The organism is Pelagicoccus mobilis (assembly GCF_016595505.1).
GTDB classification, from domain to species: domain Bacteria; phylum Verrucomicrobiota; class Verrucomicrobiia; order Opitutales; family Opitutaceae; genus Pelagicoccus; species Pelagicoccus mobilis.
Map to the genome: position 1 here is coordinate 86,834 of NZ_JAENIL010000012.1, position 16,156 is coordinate 102,989.

Consider the following 16,156-nt stretch of genomic DNA (forward strand, 5'->3'; position numbering starts at 1 on the left):
TAATAGACCATGAAACGTACAATCAGCATTCTTGCTGCATTTGCTTCTGCTGTTGGCGCTCAAGCCGCAGTGACCTCTACCGATGGGAATGTTATCACCTACACGGGTGGTATCACTGCCGAAAATCGTATCACCGAAGATACCCTCTGGACCAAGGACAATGTCTACATTCTTGACGGTAAGGTATACGTTACTGACAACGCGACTTTGACGATCGAGCCAGGTACTTTGATCAAGGCTGAAGACGAAGCGAACGCTTTGGCGTCTGCATTGATCATCTCTCGTGGATCTAAGATCTACGCGATCGGCACGCCTTCAGAGCCAATCGTATTCACATCGGTGAACGATCCAATGATGACGGCTAGCGAAATGAGCGCCTACGATCACCTCGATACTGGTGAGTGGGGCGGGGTTGTTATCCTAGGTGATGGTCTTTTGAACTCCGACAAGGAGAAGGACGGCGAAGATTACCCAAATATCGACGACCACGTTGAAGGTATCGAAGCGAACGACTACACAGCGTTCGGTGGTACTTCCAACGACAATGGCCAAGGCATCTTCCGTTACGTCTCTATCCGTCATGGCGGTCAGGCTCTCGACGCGGACAATGAGTTGAATGGTCTTACCCTCGGTGGTGTAACGGACAAGACTATCGTCGAGTTCGTTGAGATCTTCTCCAATTCCGACGACTCCATCGAAATTTTCGGTGGTAACGTAAACCCACGCTTCATCGTTAGCGCGTTCTCTAAGGACGACAGCTTCGACTGGGACAGCGGCTGGGAAGGCTACGGTCAGTTCTGGCTCTCTATCGGTGCCAACGGCGGCACAGCTGGTAGCCAAGACCACGGCGCGGAAATGGACGGCATCGTATTCAACGGTGACAACATCGTAGACGAGCAACGTGGCTTGGGCACCATCTTCAACGCCACTATCATCGGACCAGGTTCTGCTTCTGGTGTGAGCGAAGGCCTTTTCGAAATCAGCGACGATGCCGGTGTTCGTTACTACAACAGTATCTTCACAGCATTCGGCTCTAGCGGCCACGTAATCGACATCAAGGATGACGCGAATGATGGTCTAACTGAAGTTCTCGAAGGCGACTCGGTTCCACGTATCGACTTCCAAAACAACATCTGGTGGGACTTCGGCGCAGGCGCCGATCCACTCGATTGGGTTATCGTAACTGGTAAGGACAACGACGACAACACGATCCTCGTTAGCGACACCGAAGGTGACATCATCTTCTCCGATGCCTCTCACAACAACAACGTAGAGGACCCAATGATCCGCAGCATCAGCCGTACAAACGACGGTGGCTTCGATCCGCGTCCTGCTGCAGACAGTCCTGCTTTCAGCAACGCTCGCTACGCTTACCCAGACATGCCCAGCATCATGCCCGTTGACTACCAAGGCGCGTTTGGCAGCAAGAACTGGCTGTACGGTTGGACTAAGCTCTCTAAGGACGGCTACCTCGTTGAGTCTATCGAGACGGCTGCCGCTCGCCCAGGTGCGCTCTCTGCTAATCTCCGCGTTCCGGAAGGTGCCTCAGGCACGATCGACTTCGCGGTTTACGGTGAACTTCCAAGCCAGTTCCTCATCCGCGCGACTGGTCCAAAGCTCGCTGATTACGGTGTAACTGCAGACCTCATGGATGACCCAATGATCGTTATCCGTGACTTCGTGACCAGAGAGGTTGTTGCAGAAGTAACGGGTTGGACCGACCGCAAGGATGTGGTCGACGTTCTTTCTTCCGACGTAGGTCTTTTCTCTCTCGCGGATTCCGAAAGCCGTCCAACCAACGACGAGACGAGCGCGGTCGCTATCGTAACTCTCAACCCTGGCGTATACACTGTTACCATCTCTGACGAGAATGGTGGCGGCGGTTTCGTTCAGGCGTCAGCTTTCAACATCGATCTCTAAGATCGGTTTAAACTTTCAAAGCCGATTGGCTTTGTGATTACGGGGACCAGCCCTCTTGGCGGAGGGCTGGTTTTGTGGTGGATAGAATGAAGGTAATTTCAGGAGCGACTTTTGTTTTTGCAGCTCTCGTGCTGATTGAAGGCCTGTTGGGTAACACCCAGACCAGGCTGCGCGATTTCGAGCTCAATGGGGTGATCGACCTGGCGGGCGAAGTCTCGCTTAGCATCCGAGACAGCCGTTCTCTCGGAACCTTCTGGGTCGAGGTTGGGAAAACAGGAAAAGGGGGGCTTCAACTGCTCGAATATGACGCGGAGAAGGAAGAGGCCGTTTTGTCGCTGGATGGCGAGCAACGTCGGATAAAAATGAACGAGGGCAGGATCGTCGGGCTTCACATCCCCAAAATCCTGACCGCTAAGAGGCGTTCGGAAATCCACCGCCAGCAGCTCGACGACATCTACGGCAACGAAGAGCTCGTGCGGGCACGACTAGAGGTGATGGTGGCTCGAGAAGAACGGGATGCTCGAATAAGAAACGCGCGTTCGAACTAGCGTTTCTAAACTAAGGACATGCCTTAGTGAAGGGTAGGAGACGGCCTGCTTCGCTACCCTTTAACAGCTTTCTCGCAACTCTGGGCTTGAGTTTTGCGTTAAACATATCAACGAATCCGAATATGTTGATAAGACGAATCCAATTCGTCGCCTGCTAAATTCGAAAATCGTACGTACAAACATGCTTAAAAACTTCGTATTTTCCTCTGAATCCGTAGCTGAAGGTCACCCTGACAAGGTATCCGACTATATCTCCGACAGCGTTCTGGACGCATGTCTCGAGCAGGATCCTGCGAGCCGCGTCGCTTGCGAGACGCTCGTGAAGAGCAACACCGTTACCCTGGCCGGTGAAATCACAACCAAGGCCAAGCTCGACTACGAGGCGATCGTTCGTCAGGCGATCCGCGAAATCGGCTACGTGAATGACGACGATGTCTTCCACGCCGACACTGTCTTCATCACCAACTACCTGACCAGCCAGTCTCCAGACATCGCTCAGGGCGTTGACGCCAAGAAGGCGAAGGGCAAGGACACGGACGAACAGGGCGCGGGTGACCAAGGCATCATGTTCGGTTACGCCTGTGACGAAACCAAGGAACTCATGCCAGCGGCTCTCATGTTCTCTCACCTCATTGGCCGTGAGATCGCCCGAGTCCGTCACGCGGGACGTCAAGCGAAGTGGCTGCGTCCAGACTGTAAGTCTCAAGTTTCCGTTCGTTACGAAGCTGGAAAGCTCGCTGAAATCACAGCGGTTGTCATTTCCACTCAGCACTCGGCAGACGTTTCCTTGAAGACGATCAAGGACTTCATGATCAACAAGATCATCAAGAAGTGCCTGCCAAAGAAGCTAATCACCAAGAACACGAAGTTTCTCATCAATCCGACTGGCCGATTCGTAATCGGCGGTCCACAGGGTGACGCTGGTCTAACGGGCCGTAAGATCATCGTGGATACTTACGGAGGCTGGGGCCGCCATGGTGGTGGCGCTTTCTCTGGTAAGGATCCGTCCAAGGTCGACCGTTCCGCAGCGTACATGTGCCGCTGGGTAGCGAAGAACATCGTTGCAGCTGGTCTCGCGACTCACGCCGAACTCCAAGTCGCTTATGCGATCGGTTACCCAGAGCCAGTGAGCATCACTGTAGAGACTTTCGAAACCAACAAGGTTCCAGAAGAGGTGATCGAAAAGGCGGTTGAGGAAGTATTCAGCTTCAAGCCAGCGAACATCGTGAGCCAACTCAAGCTGCTCCGTCCGATCTACCGTGGCACAACTAACTACGGCCACTTCGGTAAGGACGATCTCCCATGGGAGCAGACAAACAAGGCGGCTGCCCTCAAGAAAGCCGCTAAGAAATATTCTTAAGAGGGGCTTAGACGTTAGGAGTTTAGGCTTTAGGTTGAGATGAGGGATCATACTAAGTTGCGGGCGTTTGAGCTCGCTGACCAGATCGCTCTCGAGACTTACCATGCGACTAAGTCTTTCCCCAAAGAGGAGCAATTCGGGCTCGTCTCTCAGATGAGGCGAGCTGCGGTTTCTGTTCCTTCAAATATAGTCGAGGGATGCGCTAGAGAAAGCCAAAATGAGTATGCTCGTTTTCTCGAAATCGCCTATGCCTCTTTGAGGGAGTTGGGATATCAGCTCTCTTTATCAACTCGTCTCGAATTTCTCGATACGGGCAATAACGAGCAACTTTCGAAGTTATGTGGTGAGTGTGAGAAGGTCCTCGGTGCTCTCCTCCGCTCGCAGAGAAAATAACCTAAAGACTAAATACCTACAGTCTAAACAACCTATTACAAAATGAGTGAAACAACTACAGAAACGCTTCCGTACAAGGTAGCAGACATTTCATTGGCCGATTTCGGTCGCAAGGAAATCACAATCGCTGAAGCGGAAATGCCAGGCTTGATGGGTGTACGCGCTAAGTACGCTGCGGAAAAGCCACTCGCTGGCGTTCGTATCATGGGCTCTTTGCACATGACCGTTCAGACTGCTGTTCTTATCGAGACTCTCGTTGATCTCGGCGCGGACGTGCGCTGGGTTTCTTGCAACATCTTCTCGACTCAGGACCACGCTGCTGCGGCGATCGCTGCTGCGGGTGTACCGGTCTTTGCTTGGAAGGGTGAGACTCTCGAAGAATACTGGTGGTGCACGGATCAGGCTCTTAAGTTCCCAGGTGGCCTCGGTCCGCAGCTCATCGTCGACGACGGTGGCGACGCGACGCTTCTCATCCACAAGGGCTACGAGCTCGAAAACGGTAGCGACTGGGTCAACGGCGAAGCCGGTTCTGAAGAAGAGCAAGTCATCAAGGATCTTCTCAAGAAGACTCACGCGGAAAACCCAACTCGCTGGCACGACGTGGTCAAGGAGTGGAAGGGCGTTTCTGAAGAGACAACTACAGGAGTGCACCGCCTCTACCACATGCAGAAGGCTGGCGAACTATTGATCCCTGCGATCAATGTTAACGACTCCGTTACTAAGTCCAAGTTCGACAACCTCTACGGTTGCCGCGAATCCCTCATCGACGGTATCAAGCGCGCCACAGACGTCATGACTGGCGGTAAGGTAGCAGTGGTTTGTGGATACGGCGACGTAGGTAAGGGCTGTGCTCAGGCGCTCGTCGGAATGGGCGCTCGCGTTATCGTAACTGAAATCGACCCGATCTGCGCGCTGCAGGCTGCAATGGAAGGTTTCGAAGTTTGCCCGATTGAAGACACGCTCGGCCGTGCTGACATCTATGTTACGACAACCGGTAACAAGGACATCATCACCCTCGAGCACATGAAGGCGATGAAGGATCAAGCGATCGTTTGTAACATCGGTCACTTCGACAATGAGATCCAAGTTGCTCCGTTGGTTAGCTACCCAGGTATCAAGCACCTCAACATCAAGCCACAGGTTGACCAGTACACCTTCCCGGAAGGTCACTCGATCTTCCTGCTTGCCGAAGGTCGTCTTGTGAACCTCGGTTGCGCGACGGGTCACCCATCCTTCGTTATGTCGAACTCATTCGCTAACCAGACGCTCGCTCAGATCGATCTCTGGAAGAATAAGGACGAGTACAAGCCCGGCGTTTATCTCCTCTCCAAGGAGCTCGACGAAGAGGTGGCTCGCCTTCACCTCGAGAAGATTGGCGTAAAGCTGACAGTTCTTTCCAAGGAGCAGGCCGACTACATCGGAGTGAAGCAAGAAGGGCCGTATAAGCCAGCTCACTACCGTTACTAGTCGAAACCGAAATCGAAATTTTCTCAAACGGCCGGGCCTTACGCCTGGCCGTTTTTTTGTGGGGCATGACTCGGCAGGGTGAATCTATGTCCGTTGGGGACAACGGACGCTACCTCAGGAGGCCCTGTTCATAGTTGCCTTGCTGCCTTCTGAGAAGGTGATGAATCAAATTTGTTGGGGACTCTGTTTTCCGTCGTTTGACAGATGGTGGTGACGAGTTACATCATGGCCTTAATGGGATTCAGTAACTCGATAGTATCGATTGCGCTTAGGTTTGGCTTACTGGTGGCCTTGGGGGCGATCTTGGGCTTGAGCGGTTGCTCGAGTGATAAGGCGAAGCGATTTACCTGGACGCTGCAGTCGCAAGCGACTGAGGGAAGTTTGGACTTCGTCGAACTCGAGCGGATGGCTGACGAGGTTTATTCGATGTCCGGTGGGCGGTTGAGGATCCAAGCGGTCCCTGGTGGGACGATCACAAATGGTCCTGACATCTTTTCGGCTGTTGCGGAACGACGGGTCGAGATGGGCAATGGTTGGCCAAACTGGTGGTCCGAGCAGCATCCGGCTTGGGCGGTGATGAATGCGGGCCCGTTCGATTTCATGAATCTGGATGCCTCGATGATGTTTTTTTACGCGGGTGGCGGAGTCGAGCTGGCCAATGAGCTGGCGAACGCGGAGGGGGTTATTTGGCGACCGGCTTGGTGGTCTGGCATGGAGTTTGGGCTGCTGTCGAAGGAGCGGATTAGCGGGCTGGACGATTTGCAGGGGAAGCGGGTTCGGATAGGTCCGGGCCTGCCGGGCGAGGTGTTTGCGGAGGCGGCTGGGGCGCGCGCGGTTCCTTTGGTGCCGCAGGATATACGCCCGTCTTTGGAGCAGGGGTTGCTGGATGCGGTTGAGTGGACGACTGCTCGAGGTGTGCTTGACTTGGATTTGCACGATATCAGTCCTCACGCGATCGTGCCCGCTATTTGGCAGCCTTCGGTGCTCGCGGACTTTTTGATCAATGAAGAGGCGTACCAGGAGCTGCCCAAGGATCTTCAGGCTATTTTGGAATCGGCGATGAAATCCTATGCGTTGACGACTACCTTGAAGTCTAAGGTTGCCGATTTCGAGGCGATGGAGGCGTTGCTCTCTGGCGGCGTGTCGATCGAGTCCTGGTCCGAAGAAGACATCGAGCGATGGCGTTCGGCGAACGAGAAGATCTTGAGCGATTATGTGGAGCGCGACGCGTTTATGCGGCGCTTGCTTGAGGAGAAGCGGGCGTTCAAGCGTCGGCATGCCGACTACTACGAGTATTTCGAATCCTACGAGTGATTTAGCTTTCGGCCGCCTTTTTCCAGTGCATCAAATTTGCGAGATCGGGGTCTTGGGCAGCTGATTGCTCGAAGGTTTCGTCGAGTTCGATGGCCTTGTCCAGGTGGGAGGAGGCTTCTTCGACTTCGTTAAGTAGGGAGCAGTAGCAGGCTAGATTGAACCATAGCGTTGCTTCTTTCGGGTGCTTTTCCAGTCCTTGCAGGGCGACTTCTTTCGCCTCGCCATTGCGGTCCATCTCGCGGAGGGCGTAAGCCCAGTTGACCCACCCGAAGGGGAGTTCCGGAGCTTGGGATACGAGTTGTTTGGAGACGGCTTCCATGACTTCCCAGTTTTGAGACTCCAGATAGAGGCGGGCTCGCATGGCGAGTACATCGTTGTTTAGACGTTCGCTCTCTTGGATCGCGTCGAGTTCCTCGGTGGCGGAACTGATCATGCCGAGATCTAAGTATCCGTTTGCGTAGGACAAGCGAGTTGAGGTGGGAATCATTTTTATTTGTCGAGCGCTTAGGCGAGCAGTTCGTGAAAGGTGGCGCAGTGCGCTTTGCGTTGGCACTTGGGGCAGTGGGACCCGATCCATAGCTCGTCGAACTGCTGCATGATAGGGCGTATCAAGTTTTGGTCATCCGTGATTATGCCAGCTTCGAAGTTGCGTCGATCTTTGCTTTTCATGCCCAGTCCTGCTCCTGTAAGGTTAGCGCTTCCGGTGTAGGCGACTCTTCCGTCCACGATCACGGATTTGAAATGCGCTCGCGGGCAAAGGATCATTTCCATTCCGCTGATTAGATTCGGAAAGCGGTCGTAGTCGGTGCGGAAGGCGGGCCCGGGCTCTTTGGCATGTATTAGGCGGATCGATACGCCGTCGTCGACTAGTTCGGAAAGGCGTTGCAGGAAGGGGATGGCCCGTTTCCCGCGAGAGATGTACATGTCCTTGATGTCGGAAGTCGCGATCCAGAGAAACTGGCTGCATTCGCTAATGGCGTCTTTGATGACAGCGTCGTGAATTTCTAGGTCGGTTATGATTCGCGTTTCCGGCATTGGGAGGCGAGGGGCGGTTATTGTGGCAGGGTGTCGCGCTTGTAGAATTCGGTGACTGGACCGGAGCGTTGGGCTGCGGTTTCGATGATTGTTTGCTGTTGTTTGGCGGTCAGCTTGCGCATCGCTTGGGCTGCGTCGATGTTCTCTTGCAATTGGTCGAGATTATCGAAGCCGGCGATTCGGGTCGAAATAGGGAGGGACCAGACGTAGTCGGTTGCGTCGCGGAAGGGGAGGACGTCTGGGACGAGGGCTTTGGAGGGCGTGTCTCGATGCTTGCCCCAACGCTCTCCGTATCCGCCGAAAAGTCGTCCGCCGCACATGGTTTTCATGGCGAGCAGGCCGACGCCCATCTCTTGGGCTACTGGAATGACTTCCTTGATGAAGCTGTCGTAGCTGGGATCGACTACGTTGATTGGCATTTGGACGGCTTGGAGCGGCACGCCCCGCTCCTTGAAGAGGCGAAGCATCTCGAGGTGAGCTCGATAGTCGTGATGCCCGGTGAAGCCGATCATGCGAACTTTCCCTTCTTCTTTGGCTTTTAGAAATACATCGACGACTCCTTCGTCCCAGCGTCGGTTCGCGTCCTTGACGCTGGTGATGTTGTGCATCTGCCAAAGGTCGATCACGTCCGTTCCCATGTTCTTTCGAGACAGATCGAAGTGCTTTTGGGCGGTCGCGGTGTCCTTCGCCATGGTTTTGGTCATGATCAAGCTAACATCCCTGTATTTGGGGATCAGATACTTTCCGTAGAGGCGCTCGCTGAGTTGTTCGTTTCCGTAGGAGTTGGCTGTATCGAAAAATCGGATCCCTCCGGAGATCGCTTTTTCGATGGCAGCCTCTACCTGGTCGTCCGGTAACCAGCGGAAGTGCTGGCCTCCAAGGCCGAGCAAGGTGACGGACTCGCCGCTTTTACCGAGAGGACGAGTGGGGAGCAAGGTGCCGAACTTGTCGCTAAGCGGTGTCGTTGAGCGTGCCGCTAGGAGGTTGGATGGCCAAACGATCCCGGCAAGGGCGGCGCTGGATAGTCCACCTAGGAAGGTGCGGCGGGAGATGTTTTGAAGCGAGGGGGTGTTAGGGGTAGAGTTGAAGTCTTTCATTTGATCTGAGGGTGGGGTTCTCGACATTGACCAAGCAGCTACACTGGTATGCAATCGGGAGATCGTCAATCCGTTGAGATTGTAGTTTGTTTATGCCCTTAGTTGAAGACCTTTCTCTAGATCGATTTCATCCTCTCGTCGCCCGTTGGTTCGAGGGACGTTTCGGGGTGCCGACAGATATTCAGCAAAAGGCTTGGGGGCTGATTGCTAGCGGAGAACACTGCTTGATCTCGGCTGCGACAGGGAGCGGAAAGACATTGGCCGCTTTTCTTTGGGCTATCAGCCAGCTCGCTTGTGGCGAGTGGGAGATGGGGCAGACGCGGGTGCTTTACATTTCTCCGCTTAAGGCTCTCAACAATGATATCCGACGCAATTTGTTGGAGCCACTTGAGCAACTGAAGGAGCTGTTTGAAAGCGAAGGTGTTGAATGGCCTGGGATCAGGGTGATGACCCGTAGCGGCGATACGGAGCAAAGTGATCGCCGGAAGATGCTCCGGCATCCTCCCGAGATTTTGATCACAACGCCAGAGAGCTTGAATCTGCTGCTGACCTCGAAGGATGGTCAACGCTCTCTGCTTGGGGTACGATCGGTCATCCTAGACGAGATCCACTCGGTTGTGGGCAGCAAGCGAGGTGTCTATCTGATGACTGGCATCGAGCGTTTGGCTCACTTGAATGGCGAGTTTCAACGTATTGCTCTTTCCGCGACGGTTCGGCCAATGGGCTTGGTGGCTTCCTATGTGGGCGGTTTTCTTGGTGGGGAGGCTAGGCCGGTCCAATTGGCTGAGTCGTCGATTGCGAAGCGTTACGAGATCGATGTTCGTTTTCCTGCTGAGGCGAATCAGGATGCGAACGATGACGATTTCTGGCATCCGATTGTGCAGGATCTTAAGGGGCTGATTGCTAAGAACGAGTCGACCTTGATTTTCGTCAACAGCCGGAAGCTTTGTGAGAAGATCGCTTATAAGATCAATTTGGATGAGTCGGCTCCGATCGCGTATTCACATCATGGATCCTTGTCTAAGGAGATACGCTTCGCGGTAGAGCAACGCCTCAAAAACGGAGACTTGAAGGCGATTGTGGCGACTAATTCCTTGGAGATGGGAATCGATGTCGGGGCTCTTGATTGCGTGGTGATGGTGCAGTGTCCTGGGCAAATCTCGTCGGCAGTCCAGAAGGTGGGCCGGGCGGGGCATCAGGTGGGCGCGACGAGTCGAGCCATCGTTTTTCCTTCTCACTCTCGCGACTTTCTCGAATCTGCTGTCTTGTCGGAGTCGATACAGGAGCGTGCGATTGAAGCGGTGCGACCTGTTGAGGCTCCGTTGGATGTGCTGGCCCAGGTCATCGTATCGATTCTCGGGGCAGGCAGTCGAGATGTGGATGAACTGTTTTCGCTTGTTTGTAGCGCTTATCCGTATCGGGAGCTCTCGCGGGAATTGTTCGATCTCGTCCTGAACATGTTGGCGGGCCGCTACGCAGGTAGTCGTTTGAGGGAGCTTAAGGCAAGGGTATCGCTCGATCGCACGAAGAATACGGTGACGCTTCGCAAGGGGGCGTTGATGGCCTTCTACTTTTCAGGGGGAGTGATTCCGGATCGTGGCTATTTTCATCTTCGGCATAGCGGAAACGGGGGGCGAATTGGCGAGCTGGACGAGGAGTTTGTTTGGGAACGTTCGATTGGGGATGTATTCACCCTTGGAGTACAGAGCTGGCGGATCGACCAAATTACGCACAATGATGTGCTCGTTTCTCCTTCAGCGAAAGGGGATATCGCTCCGCCGTTCTGGAAGGCGGAGACCTTCGATCGGGACTTTCATTACTCGAGCCGGATTGGGGAGTTCTTGGAGTGGGCCAACGATAAGCTTGAAGAGAAGGGGGTTTCGGGGGAGTTGGAAGCCCGTTTTAGAATGGATACGGTAGCTTCCGAAGCTCTCCTGGATTTTCTTAGGCAGCAGCGCTTGGCAAGTGGCAGGGAGTTGCCTCACAGGCATCACATTTTGGCCGAGCTTATCGATGCGGCGCCACAGGGGGCTCCTGGGCAGCAGCTTGTTTTGCACACCCATTGGGGAGGACGGGTTAATCGTCCGTATGCGATGGCGCTGGATGCTGCGTGGAAGGAGGCGTTTGGCCATCGGACTGATGTCTATGTAAACAACGACTGCGTGGTTGTGTCGCTCAGCGACGATATCGAGGTCGAGGAGGTGATTGGTTTGGTAGACCCTCACAATTTGGATACGTGGTTGCGAAAGCGTTTGGAGGGATCTGGTTTCTTTGGGGCGCGCTTTCGAGAGGCGACTGGTACTTCGTTGCTGGTGACGCGTAATCGGGCAGGGCAACGCTTGCCGCTCTGGTTGAGCCGATTGCGTGCAAAGAAGCTGTTTGAGTCGGTGCAGGCGTTTGATGACTTTCCGCTCCTCTTGGAGGCGTGGCGTTGTTGCTTGAAGGATGAGTTCGACATGGACTCGCTTCGTAAGGTTTTGGCAGAGCTCGAGTGTGGAGATATTTCTGTGAGCGTCATACGGTCGAGCAAGGCGACTCCATTTGCAGCCAGCGTTGAGTGGCGTCAGATCAACGACGAGTACATGTACGCCGATGACAATCCGGCAGCATCGGGAGAGTCGAAGCTCAGAGAGGATCTGGTGAAGGCGGTTGCCTTTGATGAACTGAGTCGACCGCAACTTGATCGTGCCCTTGTCGAGGCTTTTGAAGCGAAGCGGAAACGCTTGGCCGAAGGTTACGCACCAAGCGATTCGCTCGAGCTGAAGGAGTATTTGCGGGATAGAGTGGCGGTACCGCAATGTGAGTGGGAGTTTCTAAAAGGGGAGCTGGAACTTGACTTTTTGGTTGGCGAGTCGGACGGGCATGTGTTTCTGCTCGAGGAGCAAAAGCGCTTCGAGCAATTGTTCTCAGGGAATCCTGATTGCGAGGCGTTAAGAGAATACCTATCCTTCTGGGGACCGGTTTCGGTGTTGGAGTTGAGTGGGGCTTTGTCTTGTAGTGGAAAAGCGGTGACGACGGCGCTTGAGGAACTGGAGGATGATCGGCTTGTTGTCGTGGGGTGCTTGATGGAGGACTCGAATTCGACGTACGTTTGCGAGGCCGAGAATTTCGAGATTTTGCTGCGGATGCGGCGGGCTCGTGATCGTATGCAGTTTGATCCGTTGCCCTTTGAGAAGCTGTCGTTGTTTCTCGCTAGTTGGCAGGGGGTGGTGAGGTCACGCGAATCTAATGATGCCGTGCGTGACGCTTTGGATAAGCTGCTTGGCTGGACGGCGCGGATCGAAGATTGGGATGCGTCTCTTTTGAGCTGTCGTGTGGAGAGCTATTCAGGAAATCGCCTGGATGCCGAGCTGATTGAGGACTCGGCGATCTGGTATGGCGCGGGAGAGGGGAAGGTCGGGATTTGTCTGGAGGAAGATTGGGATCTCTTAGCGACGAGCGATAGAAGCGAAGTCGGAGCTTTGGAGGGGAGGATTTTGGAGCAGCTCGCAGGTGGCGGGAGCTATCCATTTCATAAATTGGTCGAGGGCCTGGAGTGCGGAAGCTCCGAATTGGAGCAGGCTCTGTGGGCTTTGGTTTGGAGAGGGCGTGTTAGCAACGATGCCTTTGCCGCTGCCCGGAGAGGAGTAGCCGGAAAATTCCAGATTTGTGGCCAAGGAAAGATGCACGCTGCTTCTATTAGGCAAGGACGATTGGGGAGGCGGATGCGGACTCCAAAAATGTCTACGTATCCGGGGAATTGGTACGCTTTGCCGGATGTCGAAGCTGAGCAGGACGCCTTAGAGCGCATTGACGCCGAAAAGGAGAGAGCCCGGATTTTGTTGGATCGCTATGGAGTCGTGTTTCGCGAGCTGTTGATGCGCGAAGTCGAAGCGTTTCGCTGGAAGGCGGTGTTTCGCGCGTTGAGACTTCTTGAGCTATCGGGGGAGATTGTCGGGGGACGCTTCTTCGATGGGGTCGATGGGCTCCAGTTCGCTTCCAAGGCGGCGTTGAGAAAGCTTCGAGGTCGATTGCCGGATCGGTCGATCTTTTGGATGAGCGCTACGGATCCCGCTTCCCTTTGCGGTTTGGATGTGGAGTTGGTAAAAGGGCGACTACCCAAACGTTTAGCAAGTTCTCGATTGGTCTATCGGGGAACGGAGCTTGTTTGCGAGTCCCAGCGTGGAGGTAAGAGTCTCGTCTTTCATGTCGGCGCGGATGATGAAGACTTGCCTCAGATCGTTTGCGAGTTGGGCAAAGCGATCGGGCTTGAGCGATCGAGCCAGTTGAAGCTGGAAACGATCAATGGAGAGGATGCCAGAGGGAACTTGTATCTGGAAAGCTTGGACGCCGTTTGGAAGACCCACAGCGATCACAAGCAAGTTGTGGTCGAAGGGGTGCGCTAGAAGACGAGTCGCGCTCGAACTCGCTTTAGTAGGTGGAGTTCTCCTATTTGCTGAGGAGGTATTCTGCTACTGCTTGGTAGGCTGGAAGCGAGGTGGGGTCGATGTAGGCGTTCTTCGCATGCGGGTGGGAGGCGAAGCGGACGATGACCATTTCGGCGGTGGGATCGATGTAGATCGTTTGGCCGTGGACGCCTCTTGCTGCGTAGGCTTTGTGGTCGTTGTGGAAAACCCACCACATGCCTCGGTAACTGCCGCCAGCAAGGTCCTTGTATCCAGCTTTTGCAAACGCTTCCTTGCTGCCTCCTTTGCTTATGCTGCGGATAGCCTTCCGGGGGATTATGCGTTCTCCGTTTAGCTTGCCCTCATTGAGCATGAGTTGGCCAATACGACCCAAGTCGCGTAGTCCGGCGCTTAGCCCTCCGCCTGCGAAGGGGGTTCCGATGGAATCGACGGTTGTGTAAGCGTCTTGTTCCGCACCTATCTTGCGCCAGATGCGCTCGGAAAGGAGGGAGGTAAGGTCTTTGCCGGTCGTTTTAGCCATAATCCAAGCGAGGACGTCGGTGTTAATTGTCTTGTATCCAAAAGCTTCTCCATGGTCGCCTTCCTTTTTTACGGTCTGCAAGAACTCGTAGTAGCTGCGAGGGCCGACGTAGTCAGCGGGTTTGGGGAGCGGGTTTGCTGCGGCGTTGTACACCCAGATGTCGGCGTTGGGATCGGAGTAGTCTTCGCTGTACTTGAGGCCGGTGGTCATGTCCATCACTTGGCGAACGGTAGCGTCGCCAAAGGCGCTTTGGGCGAGTTCGGGAACGATAGTCTCAACCTTGGCTTGATCGTCGAGGACGCCTTCGGCTACGAGGATCTCGGCGAGAAGTCCGGTCATAGACTTGGTCATGGACATCGCGGCGTGCTTTCCATCTTCGCTCAAGGCTCCGAAATAGCGTTCGTAGACAACTTTCCCTTTGTGGAGAACGAGCATGCCATCAGTGTAGTTGAGGCCGAGGGACTCTTGCCAAGTTATCTCTTGGTCGCTGTGTAGGGGGTAGAAGGATACGGAGTCGATATAAGGGTCTAGATTGTATTCCAGCACCGAGGGGGCGGATAGTCCTCGGCTTACCTGTTTTGTGGGAAGCAGTTCGCGGAGGTGGCAGACTGTCCAACGCAGTTTAGGAAAGCTGAAGTAGTTGGAATCTGGTTGGCCGATGATCTTGTCGGCTGGGGGTGGAAAGCCTTGCATCCAGCCTAGGGTGGCGGGATCTGACTGTTCGGCATTGGGAGCTAGAGGCTTCTCTGCCGAGCATAGCGTTGCCAGGTAGCAGGTTGCGATGGCGATGCTGGTCATTTTTAGGTTTCTGGTAGTTGATGACGACATTGATGAACCCTCCGGTCCTGTTTGGGGCGTTTCTGCTCGCTGCTCCATCGATGCCTTCTCCGGTGAAGGAAATGATGGAGCTGTTGGTGATCTGTGTATGCGGATTTAGGATATGGTTGCGTTCGATGAAGAGCGCTCGTCTTACAGTTCAATTCCGATGCCAAGGATCACGCGGAAGTCGTCCTTGTCTGGTGTTTGCCCGGACGCATCGGGGACGGGGCTCTGGGTTCGGTCCCATATGAACGAGGTTTCAAGGTCCACGTTTCCGGACAGCTCGTACTGAAATGTGTTTTGGGTGAAGAGGCTTAGTCCGCCGGCTTCGTCCGGGGCGTATTGCAGGGAATAGGTTCCGATGAAATCGAGGTTTTTGCTAATCTCCCAATCGAGGTCGAGCTGGCTAACGGCGGCTACGTTATCTGTGCTGTCGTCGGAGTCTGGAGCTACCGTGTCAAACCGAACCCATTGGATTGCGGGCCCTGCGGACAAGTCCATGCTGAGATCGGACCCGTCTACGAGCTTGTAGCCGAACGAACCTCCGGCGGTGATGCGCGAGTCGAGGTTTTGGAAGGGATCTTTGAAGTACTCGAAGCCGATCGGACGAACAAAGATTCGAGAGGTGAAAAAGTAGTCATAGTACCCCCACAGTCTGTGGTTGTTGGCGGTCTCGATAGAGTCTGAGTCTGCAAAGTTGCCTAGGTACGCAAGATTTAGGCGTGTCGAAACGGTGCGTCGATCTACCTCTGCCCTTATGTTGTACTCGTTGACGTCGGTATTTCCGCTGCGGAAGTTACCTCCTAGAGATAGCTTAAAGCTCCACTGGTCGCTTTTGTCATTGGATACGAGGCCGAGGACGTCTTCGCGACTGAGTGAGGCGGAGGTCGGCCCGTCTTTCACGATTAGTGTATCAGTGTTAAGCTGAGTTTGCCCGCTGAGTAGATCGGGACGCTTCGGATTTTGTTCGGTAGTGAACTTTTGTGTAGCGGACTGTCGCATCCTGACGGTTTGGGTTCCGCTAGATTTTAGCCGTTTGACGTCGTCCCAGCTTATGGTGATCACGCCGAAGTGGTCACTGTCGAATTCCAGGTCTCCGTCGTACATCGTCTTTACCCGTCCTTTGAGCCATTCGCCGGTGTCGAGCTCTAGCCAGTCCCATTCGCTATCCTTCTGGACGAATGACGGGAGCTCTTCGGTTTTTGCGACCTGTAAAGAAAGGGTGGATACGATCAGGGAAGCGATAATCCGACTTAGTCGCGTCTGCATTGCCTCTG

Annotated in this window: 13 protein-coding genes; 8 read left to right on the forward strand and 5 right to left on the reverse strand. The window is 54.3% G+C overall.

The window, feature by feature from the left end; genetic code table 11:
• Positions 1-9 precede the first annotated feature (9 nt).
• The 6 genes from JIN87_RS08130 (at position 10) to dctP (ending at position 7,002) form a co-directional block, all read left to right on the forward strand.
• Positions 10-1,920 carry a hypothetical protein gene (locus tag JIN87_RS08130; protein WP_200355045.1) on the forward strand — a complete coding sequence of 637 codons (1,911 nt, stop codon included), beginning with the start codon at positions 10-12 and terminating at the stop codon, positions 1,918-1,920.
• A gap of 86 nt (positions 1,921-2,006) precedes the next feature.
• Entirely contained in the window at positions 2,007-2,468 is a 462-nt protein-coding gene (locus JIN87_RS08135; RefSeq protein ID WP_200355046.1) for a hypothetical protein, read from the forward strand.
• 181 nt (positions 2,469-2,649) lie between these two features.
• On the forward strand, positions 2,650-3,828 hold the full coding sequence (gene metK / locus JIN87_RS08140; RefSeq protein ID WP_200355047.1) for a methionine adenosyltransferase: 1,179 nt from the start codon (positions 2,650-2,652) through the stop codon (positions 3,826-3,828).
• 39 nt (positions 3,829-3,867) lie between these two features.
• Entirely contained in the window at positions 3,868-4,221 is a 354-nt protein-coding gene (locus tag JIN87_RS08145) for a four helix bundle protein (RefSeq protein WP_200355048.1), read from the forward strand.
• A gap of 42 nt (positions 4,222-4,263) precedes the next feature.
• Complete coding sequence (gene ahcY, locus JIN87_RS08150; protein ID WP_200355049.1) at positions 4,264-5,688, forward strand: adenosylhomocysteinase; 1,425 nt, start codon at positions 4,264-4,266, stop codon at positions 5,686-5,688.
• A 204-nt stretch (positions 5,689-5,892) separates the two neighbouring features.
• Entirely contained in the window at positions 5,893-7,002 is a 1,110-nt protein-coding gene (gene dctP, locus JIN87_RS08155) for a TRAP transporter substrate-binding protein DctP (protein ID WP_200355050.1), read from the forward strand.
• 1 nt (position 7,003) lies between these two features.
• Here the strand turns inward: dctP and JIN87_RS08160 are convergent, their stop codons facing one another.
• From JIN87_RS08160 to JIN87_RS08170, 3 genes are read right to left on the reverse strand one after another with little or no spacing between them, the layout of a single operon-like run.
• Positions 7,004-7,489, reverse strand: coding sequence for a TPR end-of-group domain-containing protein (locus JIN87_RS08160; RefSeq protein WP_200355051.1), 486 nt, complete (start codon positions 7,487-7,489; stop codon positions 7,004-7,006).
• A 17-nt stretch (positions 7,490-7,506) separates the two neighbouring features.
• A complete protein-coding gene (locus JIN87_RS08165; RefSeq protein WP_200355052.1) occupies positions 7,507-8,037 on the reverse strand; it encodes a phospholipase D family protein in 531 nt (176 codons plus the stop codon).
• Between the two features lie 17 nt (positions 8,038-8,054).
• A complete protein-coding gene (locus tag JIN87_RS08170) occupies positions 8,055-9,134 on the reverse strand; it encodes an aldo/keto reductase (RefSeq protein ID WP_200355053.1) in 1,080 nt (359 codons plus the stop codon).
• A gap of 92 nt (positions 9,135-9,226) precedes the next feature.
• Between JIN87_RS08170 and JIN87_RS08175 the strand changes: the two genes are divergently transcribed.
• A complete protein-coding gene (locus JIN87_RS08175; RefSeq protein WP_200355054.1) occupies positions 9,227-13,519 on the forward strand; it encodes a DEAD/DEAH box helicase in 4,293 nt (1,430 codons plus the stop codon).
• Between the two features lie 43 nt (positions 13,520-13,562).
• Here JIN87_RS08175 and JIN87_RS08180 read toward each other — a convergent pair whose 3' ends face one another.
• Positions 13,563-14,858 (reverse strand): serine hydrolase domain-containing protein, encoded by a 1,296-nt coding sequence (locus JIN87_RS08180; RefSeq protein WP_234033296.1) that lies wholly within the window; start codon positions 14,856-14,858, stop codon positions 13,563-13,565.
• On the opposite strand from JIN87_RS08180, the gene JIN87_RS08185 reads away from it, so the two are divergent.
• Positions 14,848-14,997 (forward strand): hypothetical protein, encoded by a 150-nt coding sequence (locus JIN87_RS08185; RefSeq protein WP_200355089.1) that lies wholly within the window; start codon positions 14,848-14,850, stop codon positions 14,995-14,997. The two genes, JIN87_RS08180 and JIN87_RS08185, sit on opposite strands and share 11 nt — an antisense overlap.
• Positions 14,998-15,029: 32 nt before the next feature.
• Here JIN87_RS08185 and JIN87_RS08190 read toward each other — a convergent pair whose 3' ends face one another.
• Complete coding sequence (locus JIN87_RS08190) at positions 15,030-16,148, reverse strand: DUF481 domain-containing protein (protein ID WP_200355056.1); 1,119 nt, start codon at positions 16,146-16,148, stop codon at positions 15,030-15,032.
• Positions 16,149-16,156 lie beyond the last annotated feature (8 nt).

What these genes read in the sequence shown, in the direction of transcription:
- JIN87_RS08130 (WP_200355045.1), top strand. Translation starts at nt 10, where the DNA reads ATGAAACGTACAATCAGCATTCTTGCTGCATTTGCTTCTGCTGTTGGC.
- JIN87_RS08135 (WP_200355046.1), top strand. Translation starts at nt 2,007, where the DNA reads ATGAAGGTAATTTCAGGAGCGACTTTTGTTTTTGCAGCTCTCGTGCTG.
- metK (WP_200355047.1), top strand. Translation starts at nt 2,650, where the DNA reads ATGCTTAAAAACTTCGTATTTTCCTCTGAATCCGTAGCTGAAGGTCAC.
- JIN87_RS08145 (WP_200355048.1), top strand. Translation starts at nt 3,868, where the DNA reads ATGAGGGATCATACTAAGTTGCGGGCGTTTGAGCTCGCTGACCAGATC.
- ahcY (WP_200355049.1), top strand. Translation starts at nt 4,264, where the DNA reads ATGAGTGAAACAACTACAGAAACGCTTCCGTACAAGGTAGCAGACATT.
- dctP (WP_200355050.1), top strand. Translation starts at nt 5,893, where the DNA reads ATGGTGGTGACGAGTTACATCATGGCCTTAATGGGATTCAGTAACTCG.
- JIN87_RS08160 (WP_200355051.1), bottom strand. Translation starts at nt 7,489, where the DNA reads ATGATTCCCACCTCAACTCGCTTGTCCTACGCAAACGGATACTTAGAT.
- JIN87_RS08165 (WP_200355052.1), bottom strand. Translation starts at nt 8,037, where the DNA reads ATGCCGGAAACGCGAATCATAACCGACCTAGAAATTCACGACGCTGTC.
- JIN87_RS08170 (WP_200355053.1), bottom strand. Translation starts at nt 9,134, where the DNA reads ATGAAAGACTTCAACTCTACCCCTAACACCCCCTCGCTTCAAAACATC.
- JIN87_RS08175 (WP_200355054.1), top strand. Translation starts at nt 9,227, where the DNA reads ATGCCCTTAGTTGAAGACCTTTCTCTAGATCGATTTCATCCTCTCGTC.
- JIN87_RS08185 (WP_200355089.1), top strand. Translation starts at nt 14,848, where the DNA reads ATGCTGGTCATTTTTAGGTTTCTGGTAGTTGATGACGACATTGATGAA.
- JIN87_RS08180 (WP_234033296.1), bottom strand. Translation starts at nt 14,858, where the DNA reads ATGACCAGCATCGCCATCGCAACCTGCTACCTGGCAACGCTATGCTCG.
- JIN87_RS08190 (WP_200355056.1), bottom strand. Translation starts at nt 16,148, where the DNA reads ATGCAGACGCGACTAAGTCGGATTATCGCTTCCCTGATCGTATCCACC.